Source organism: Nostoc sp. (assembly GCF_035638895.1).
Taxonomy (GTDB): domain Bacteria; phylum Cyanobacteriota; class Cyanobacteriia; order Cyanobacteriales; family Nostocaceae; genus Nostoc.
In genome coordinates, this window is record NZ_DASQZC010000167.1 from 1 (window position 1) to 8,828 (window position 8,828).

General features: G+C 42.5%; 7 protein-coding genes. 2 read left to right on the forward strand and 5 right to left on the reverse strand.

What is annotated here, in order from left to right; genetic code table 11:
• Positions 1-29: 29 nt before the first annotated feature.
• On the forward strand, positions 30-530 hold the full coding sequence (locus VE944_RS08385; RefSeq protein ID WP_324975068.1) for a helix-turn-helix domain-containing protein: 501 nt from the start codon (positions 30-32) through the stop codon (positions 528-530).
• Between the two features lie 271 nt (positions 531-801).
• Entirely contained in the window at positions 802-1,110 is a 309-nt protein-coding gene (locus VE944_RS08390) for a hypothetical protein (RefSeq protein ID WP_324975071.1), read from the forward strand.
• Positions 1,111-1,270: 160 nt separating this feature from the next.
• On the opposite strand, the gene VE944_RS08395 is transcribed toward VE944_RS08390, so the two are convergent.
• The 5 genes from VE944_RS08395 to VE944_RS08415 form a co-directional block, all read right to left on the reverse strand.
• Entirely contained in the window at positions 1,271-2,323 is a 1,053-nt protein-coding gene (locus VE944_RS08395; protein ID WP_324975073.1) for a PstS family phosphate ABC transporter substrate-binding protein, read from the reverse strand.
• 16 nt (positions 2,324-2,339) lie between these two features.
• Positions 2,340-3,626 (reverse strand): Na/Pi cotransporter family protein, encoded by a 1,287-nt coding sequence (locus tag VE944_RS08400; RefSeq protein ID WP_324975076.1) that lies wholly within the window; start codon positions 3,624-3,626, stop codon positions 2,340-2,342.
• Positions 3,627-3,884: 258 nt separating this feature from the next.
• Positions 3,885-5,180, reverse strand: a complete 1,296-nt coding sequence (locus VE944_RS08405; protein ID WP_324975079.1) for a dihydroorotase — start codon at positions 5,178-5,180, stop codon at positions 3,885-3,887.
• A 360-nt stretch (positions 5,181-5,540) separates the two neighbouring features.
• Positions 5,541-6,893, reverse strand: a complete 1,353-nt coding sequence (locus tag VE944_RS08410) for a histidine phosphatase family protein (RefSeq protein ID WP_324975081.1) — start codon at positions 6,891-6,893, stop codon at positions 5,541-5,543.
• 1,218 nt (positions 6,894-8,111) lie between these two features.
• Positions 8,112-8,465, reverse strand: coding sequence for a hypothetical protein (locus tag VE944_RS08415; protein WP_324975084.1), 354 nt, complete (start codon positions 8,463-8,465; stop codon positions 8,112-8,114).
• Positions 8,466-8,828: the final 363 nt, after the last annotated feature.

Here is an 8,828-nt window from a genome sequence, read left to right on the forward strand (position 1 = left end):
AGAAAACAACTCGATAAATTAAAATAACCATGAGCCGCCCTTTTCAGATTGAAATCGCAGAGAGCGAAGAAGAACTTAAAAAACGTCTACAAACAGCGAATTTAGGAAACCAGAAAGAAAAGCTTATTATGCTGTGGTGGATAAAAAGCGGGCAGGTTAAGGAGCAGCAAGAAATCGGAAAACGCTTGGCAAAAGATACTTCAACGGTCACGAGATGGTTGCAGAAGTACAGAATTGATGGGATATCAGGCTTATTAGAAATCAAAAAGGCACCAGGAGCAAAACGAAAAATCGATGATGCTGCGATTGCAGCACTTAAGGAAGAGTTAAAAACAGGAAAAGGCTTTAGTAGCTATGGTGCAATAGTTGAGTGGTTAAAAGAAGAACATGGACAAGATATAGAGTATGCAACGGTTTATGCCTGGGTTCGATATCGATTAGGGGCAAAACTAAAAGTGCCTCGCCCTCAAAGCCATAATCAAGACGAGAAATTGGTATCTGAATTTAAAAAAACTCGGAATCATTCTTAATTGTCTAGAAAAATATCTAGCACCCGGCAAGTGTTTTCGCTACCTGTGCCAGGATGAAACGAGGGTAGGACTAAAAACTCTCACAGGAAAAGTGATTACAGCTTCCGGAGTCAAGCCCACTGTTAAGGTGATATGGCCAAGAGATAACTTTTGGATTTATGGTGCAATTGAACCATTGACTGGAGATCATAATATTATGAATATCCAAAACTAGATGGCGAGTGTTTTCAACAGTTTTTGGACTGGCTATCTGTGCAATTAGGCTCGGATTATGCAATTTTACAGATTGACCAAGCGCCGGCTCATACAAGTTCAGCGATTAGCTAGCAAGAGTTTATTATTCCTCTATTTCAACCACCATCGGCTCCTGAACTCAATCAAGAAAGAAAGGCTTTGGCAAGCTCTTAAGAAACCTCTCAAAAATCAACTTTTCTCTTCTTTACAAGCTTTAGGCGTAGGCGTAGCCCGCCGTAGGCATCGCATCCAAGAAATATTCGACCAACTTACATTTGAGCAGGTAATTTCTGTCTCTTCTTACAACTTTATCTTGGAAGCTTTATTCTATGCAGCTTCATGTTAAATTGGTATTAGACACGACTTGATTGTATTGTTAAACCCACTGGAATAACAAACCAGACGAAGTTTGAGGAAATCAAAGCCGTCGCTTCAAAAACGCTGCCAGTTGTTCAATCAAAACTATGCCAAGGAACCGACGCCCACAAGTTCAGGAGCTTTCCACTCTAATTGAGAGCTTCTTGTTTCACGCCAATCACAGAACCTCTACCGCCAAATTTAGTCCCCGTCTCACCCCTCTCCAAGCGACTACTGGCTGCTTGTAAGGCGATGCTGGGTAGGGGTACATCACCAACTTGGAGGATTAAGTTGGCGTTCTGTGGTGAGAGATAGAAATTGCTGAAAGCTTTAACTTCAGGACGTTTTGCAGCCGATTTCTTGACGTAAATAAATACGGGGCGAGCAAGCGGTTGGTAACGAGAATCAGCGATCGTTTGGGGACTGGGCTGTAGACAACCACTACCGCTATCAACAGCCATAAGTTTCAGTTTGTCTCGATTTGCTAAGTAGTAGGCATAGCCAAAATAGCCTAATCCATTAGGATTAGCCGCAATTCCTTCCACCAAAGCTGTGTCAGTTTTGCTCTTAGAATAGTCACTGCGGCTTTTTCTTTCCTCACCTACAACTGCAAGTGTGAAATAGTCATAAGTACCAGACTCAGTGTCAGGCCCATAAAGACTTAAAGGTTGATTGGGAAAGTTAGAACGAATTTGGTTCCAATTCGTTACTTTGCCTTGGGCGGCTGGCTCCCACATCTTTTTCAATTCATCCAATTTCAAGCAACTGGCAAAATTGTTTTGGGAGTTGACCACAACTGCCAGCCCATCAAAGGCAATGGGTAGCTCAACAAACTCTACATTATTTTGCTTACAAAGCTGCATTTCTTCAGCATTGATTGGGCGAGATGCGCCACTAATATCAGTTTCATTGGCACAGAATTTTTTAAATCCTCCGCCTGTTCCTGACACTCCTACTGTGAATTGCACACTAGGATTTGACTTCTGGAATGCTTCTGTCATCACCTTTGAAATCGGAAATACTGTACTAGAGCCGTCAATCTTAATCGACCCTGATAAATTTCCCGAAGCGTTCACTTCCTCTGCTTGAGTTACAGCTTGAGGAAAGGAAACTGTTGTATCCTCTGTTTGATTATTACCGCAAGCTGCCAATCCCAAAGTTGCCAACGAGATTAAAAATGCCAATCGAGTTTGAGAAACCATGATCGTTTTACCTACTTTAAGCACTAGCACCGACTTGTTCAGACGTTTTCTGCTTCTCTTGTTGGCGACGTTGCCGTTCTAAATCAGCTTGACTATCAGGAACGAGCTTTTCTAACAGGCGAACAACTATAGGCAAAAAGCCAATTAAAAGCACAACACCTAAGATGTTAAAGATCATCTGAGCATTAGCAACTTGTCGCCCTACGCCACCTCCACCAGAGATTGCTTGAGCTAGTTGGACGAGTTGAGGTGCAAAAATAATCCCCACAGTGGCACTGACCAGGTTAAACAGGAAATGAAAAACGCCTGTTCTTAGAGCCGCGCTACCCCGACCAACGGTAGACAATAATGTATCAGCGCAAGTACCAACCTCTGCACCTAACATAATTGCGATTCCCGCAGGCAGAGCAATGATGCCAGAACTTGCCAAAGTAATCACGATCGCCACCGTTGCAGAGGAAGATTGAATGATCACGGTAAAAATGGCTCCGACTACAGCACCCAAGAAAGGATTACTGCCTAAGGTTTCCATCCAAGTGATGAATGGTGTGTATGTGCGGAAGGGCTTCATCGCTTCGTCAATTGCTTCTAGCCCATAGAACATTAAGCCAAATCCCAGTATGATAATGCCGATGGTTTTCTGCCGATCTGTTTTTCCCAGAAATAACAGCAATAACCCGGCAAACATTAATAGGGGAACATACAGTTTAATGTCGAGAGAGATGATCTGTGCCCCGACTGCTGTACCAATATTAGATCCGAGTACCACACCGAGGGATTGCACGAAGGTCAATACACCAGCACTCACCATTGCAATTACCATGATAATTGTCACTGAGGAGGACTCTAATAGCGTCGTTGCTACCGCTCCAGTGAGTACACCAGCAAAGCGATTGGTGGTACATTTACTTAAGAAATTTTTCATCCGCTCTGTCCCCAGGTTTTCTAGCCCTTCAGACAGACGGGTGACACCAAAGATAAACAGCACTAAACCTGCTAACGCACCCATCGCCATTTTGAAAAAGTCAAGGACAGGATCTTTCTTGCCGGCTTTTGCTTCTGAACCTTCAGATGCAAAGGCAGCTTGACTAGTATCAAATTGAATGGTTGCTGGTGCATTTTCAGGAGCGATACTCCCTTGGAGTGGCTTTGCCAACGCCTGGATAATGCTAACCTCTGATGAAAGTGAGCTGACTAACGGTACACGTCCTAAAAGAGAAGGGTATAAAACTAACGTCAGCACGAAGAAAGTAACACTTAAAAATTTCAGAAACTTTTTATTAAGTTTTTTCAAAAAAAACACAGCTACTCCTTGCAATTGCTACATTTTTCTTCATGAAAGTCATGTGTTCTGCTTAACAAAAACAGTTACACTCAAATATCTTATTGCTCTTACTTGTACACGCATTTTTACTACAAATGCTGATCCAAAAAAGTTAAAAATTGATTAATTTAAGGTTATAAGACTTGGCTGACGCTCTGATGCGGGGACGCGTCAGTTTAAATCATAAGTCTTCAACCCTACATGATATCAAAATCCTCTCAGAGTGTTTGGCATTTTTCAACACCAAGTTTGCACAACATGACCCTTCAACTGTTGTCCTAGCCAAGGTGTATTTTGTGAAAGAGTATAAAGACTTTTTCGTTCGACTTTCCAGGTTTGCTGGGGATCAAATAAAGTAAGTTCTGCTGGTTGATGAGGTACGATCGCACTGACTGTTTGCCCCAAACACTCTGCTGGACTGGTACTCAATGCCCGCCATAATTCTAAGGCTGTAAATTCTTCAGTTTCAACGAGATATTGCCATAGCAAAGGTAATGCTAACTCTAAACCAATTGCCCCTGGAGGCGCTTCGGCAAAGGCTTGGACTTTTTCTTCATAGCTGTAGGGTGTGTGATCAATAGCGATCGCATCTATCACACCCGCACGCACTCCTGCACGCAACGCCGCTACATCACTAGAATTTCCTAATGGCGGGTCTAAATGCAAGCTAGTGTTATAACTCTTAACTGCTTTTGTATCAAGTAAAAGATGCATCCAGGTGGTGCTGGCGGTGATGGGTAAACCAGCAGCCTTAGCTGAAGCGATGAGTTCCACGCTGCGAGATGTAGAGACGCGCATAATATGGACTGGTGTACCAATGGTTGCAACCAATTCTAATAAAGCTGCGATCGCACTAGTTTCGGCGCTGGCGGGTATTGGGGGTAAACCAAAACGCAGAGCATTTGCCCCTTCTCTCATTACACCATTTGCTGATAACTGGCGATCGCTTGGCCAAAATGCGATTGGTTTGCCCAACGGCTGGACATACTCTAACACTCGCCGCACTAGCGCCAAATTCTCTAAAGGCTTACCATCGCTAAAACCAACAACTCCAGCAGACGCTAAATCTGCCAATTCCGTCATTTGCTTGCCAGCAACATCTAGGGTGATAGCACCCCAGATGTGAAGTAGGGGGACAGGAGAGGCAGGGGGAGCTGAATTAATTTTTTCGCTCTCTTTTATTTTCCCGTGTCTCTTTTGCTGCAACTGTGCCAGAAGTGCAGGGTTATCAATAGCTGGGGATGTATTGGGTAAGATGCTAATTCTGGTAAAGCCGCCAGCAGTAGCAGATTGCAAGAGAGACAATAGGGTTTCTCGTTCTTCAAACCCTGGTTCACCGGAATGGCTGTACAAATCTACTAACCCCGGCCCGATAACTAATCCCCGACAATCTCTGACTGGAGTATCAGGGCTGATGTCAGTAATATGCGAAGCCACTTCTTGGATATAACCATCAGCAATCAGCACATCAAAGAGTTCATCGATTTTAGAAACTGGGTCAATTACCCGTACTTTTTGCAGTAGTTCAGTCATAAAAGTTTTTAGTTATGAGTTATGTCATGTTCGCTTGATTACTTATTAAACCTGAAGAACCCCACCCCGCCAAAGCTACGCTTTGTCTCCCCTCCCCGCTTGCGGGGAGGGGATTAAGGGGTGGGGTACAATGACTGTGGAAATCATAACTAATTATGCAAACATGATATTAGGGGTTAAGAGTTAAGAGTTATGAGTTATTTGTTCCTTGCTCATCACTTCTAACTTTATTCATCACTCATAATTTTTCACTCCTAACTTTATTCCTAACTCCTAACCCTGGCAATTTTTGATTTTAGATTTATTCTTCAATCCAAAATCCAAAATTCAAAATCCAAAATTGAATGGCTCCTAACTTTTTTACAACGCCCCTGCTGCTGTTTTATCTAGTACGCCTCCGCCGAAGTGAGCGGTAATGTTCATCGCTTGCAATACTGGTAAACCATCCATTCCACAAGGATAGTCGATAACACTAACTGCACCATTACCCTGACGGAAATTCCAGAAATTTTCCAGCGATAAACCTAGAACGTGACAAAGTAAGGTTTTATTAGTTGCGTCGTGAGCTACTACTAATACAGTTTTGAATTGATTAGTTGATGCAGTTTCTACAATTGATTGCCAAGCTGCAACACTACGTTCCCACACCTCTTGCAAATTTTCCCCTTCAGGCATTTGCACTTGGGCTGGCACTAACCGCCAGCGCTGCAACTCTCCGGGAAATTCTTGTTCTATTTCGGATTCAAATTTTCCTTCCCAGAGTCCGTGGCTGATTTCTCTTAAACCATCTTGCAAGTCTAACTTTACATTAGGATGTTGTTTTAGGATAATCTCTGCTGTTTCTTTCGGGCGTAGCATTGGGCTACTGACAGCATAATCAATCGCTACATCTTGGAGAAATTCGCCTGCTTTTTGCGACTGTTGTCTACCGTTGTCGTTCAGGGGGACATCAATTTGCCCTTGAAACCTGGTTTGGCGATTCCAGTCAGTTTCACCGTGACGCACCAATAACAACCGTATTCCTTGATGATCCGGTCGCAATGAGGGTAGACTTTCCCCAGTGTGTTGTGTCTGATTTAAGGATTCTAGCTGAACTGGTTCTCCCAATCCTCCAGCAAAATTTAGTACGGTGATACCACAGTTAGATTGCTGTATTGAATGGTAGCGACTTGCAGGGATTCCCAAGGCTGTGCTAATCAGGGCGCGATTAATGCCGTTATGTCCCACTATGAGAATAGTTTCGCCTTGATGTTGGGACAAAGTTTCTTGCCAAAAGTGCCGCGCTTGTTCGTATAAAGCAAGAACAGGAAAATGTTCTCTTGTCCCTTGTGCATCATTTAGCAGCATCCGCAGTTCGTCGGGGCGTTGATGCCAAGTCCGGTAGTCTTCGGCAAATTTCTGCTTAACTTCAGCAGTTAGCAGTGCTTCCCATAAAGGTAAGTCAATTTCTAGCAGCAAATCAGAAACTTGGATTACAGCAGACTGTTCAGGATGAGTAGCTAACTCACTATGGATAATATCTGCTGTGTGTTTCGCTCGTTGCAGGGGACTGCTGTAAATCGCATTAAATAAAATATTGCTGAGGGCTTTGGCAGCAATACTTGCATCGTTACGACCTTTCTCGGTTAATGTTGACGCATCAGTGCGTCCCTGAATACGCCGCTCGGTGTTATAACCGCTTTGACCGTGGCGCACAATGATGACACGAGTCATCTAAAAGCCCTCCTCTTATCTAGACGATTAATTTTACTGCAAAATGATTGCACATTTAGCAATTTAGGAAGGCAGATTTAGTTAGATAAGAAACTTTATGCTTGTGGAGGACGTAGGATGAGCAGCTAAAATTGCTGCTGTAAGCTGTTATGTATACAACTTGCACAATCAGGGCGGGCAAGATGCCCACCCCACAAGCATATTGAAAAAATATTAGTGCAAATTAAAGGCGCAACAGCTTATTAACAATATAGCGGTTCTCAATTGTGTGGAATACAGACCTAACCCCCAGCCCCTTCCCTGCGACGGAAGGGGAGTGAGCATCAAAGCCTATGGTGTACAAGCATCTTTATACAAAACCAAAGTCTTGTAGATCCTCCTAAATCCTCCTTAAAAAGGAGGACTTTGAAAGGTTTTTGCCCCCCTTTTTAAGGCTACGGTGTACACACAAGTCTGTCGCAGTTATATCTTTATTAATAAATCTCGCACTGCGTTTCTATCCCGCCTCGGAATGAATTCCGAGTCTCATAGCTAAAGTCCACTCAAGTGGACTAAATGATTAATTCAGTCCACTTGAGTGGACTTTAGCTATCAGCCCTGAACTTCAGTTCTGGGCGGGATTGCCTGTCTGTGTGATTTTACTCTGACAAAAATGTGGGTAGAGAATTTTTCGACTTGTGTATACACCGTAGCCTTTTTAAGGGGGGGATCAAAGCCTGTGGGGTAACTCTAGAAGAATTGTGTGTACACCGTAGCCTTTTAGGAAAGAGGAATGGAAGTGAGGTCAAAATGATTGCTTCCATTCGAGAAGGGCTATATTTCCTAACAAAACTGTTTTGATTCAAGCAGAAATATTTGGTCTGATACTATTGACGAAATTTTTGCAACAGATAAATAGTAGGGGACTTTAACGTAAAAATCATGTCCCGCAAGGAACTGAAGTTCCTTGCTAATAGCTAAAGTCATCTGAAGATGACTAAATATAGTCAAAAATCTCTACTCGATTTCAGTAGACTTTAGCTGTTAGCCTGGAACTTTGGAGAACTCTAAAAAATCAATTATCCAATTTTTGGAATCAAAACGCTTTTTCCTCCCCCTGCTCCCTGCTCCCCTGCCTAAAAGCGAAAGGTGAGCAAGTAAGCCGACTTTGTTTTTGCTGATGATCAGGCAAATAAGGCATCTACGCTCAAAACTACAGCGTCAACCTTTATACCTAAATTATTCTCTCCCTATATCTAACTGCACTTGCAATCCATCATTGTCATTCCCAGACTGAGCCGGTGCTAATAAAACAGAACTGTCTGGCTGTGATAATGATTCGTTAAACTGGATTGTGACTGGAGTTTTATTGTCTCTTCTATTATTGTTGGAAATGCTTGCTGGATTAGTTTGCTCAAAAAAGCTTTTAAAGTCTTCTTGGGCTGTTCTTTGATCAATTCCAATGAGAGAATTACCAGTTGATCTGTATTGCTCTAGATTTGAGCTTGATGTTGGTGACTGTGCGTATACTTGGCTTCCTAAGCTTGCAAAGGCTGCCGTAATCCCCAAGAAAGCAATAATTTTGGTGTTCATTTGTTTTATCCAAATTATCTTTAATATTGCTCGTGCTTATTCTCTGGGCAAATTATTTTGATGAACGTCTATCATTAGGTTCTACAACAATAATTTTATTGCGTATATATTTAGAACGTCAATGATTTCGGCTCTATCTAAAGTTACTTCTACTGTCATCGTATTGCTTAGATTTGTACCAGTTGGAGAGTAGGCTTATCTAGTTCAGTTTCCGAGCGATCGCAGTTACAGCAGTTTGCGATCAAAGTCACTACAAAAAGAGCTATCTAAATAGGCTCAAAGAATAAACCACAATGATTAAACCAATTTAGAGCATTTTCATCAGTAATGGCATTAACAGCCATAGTTATTGCAACATCTAGA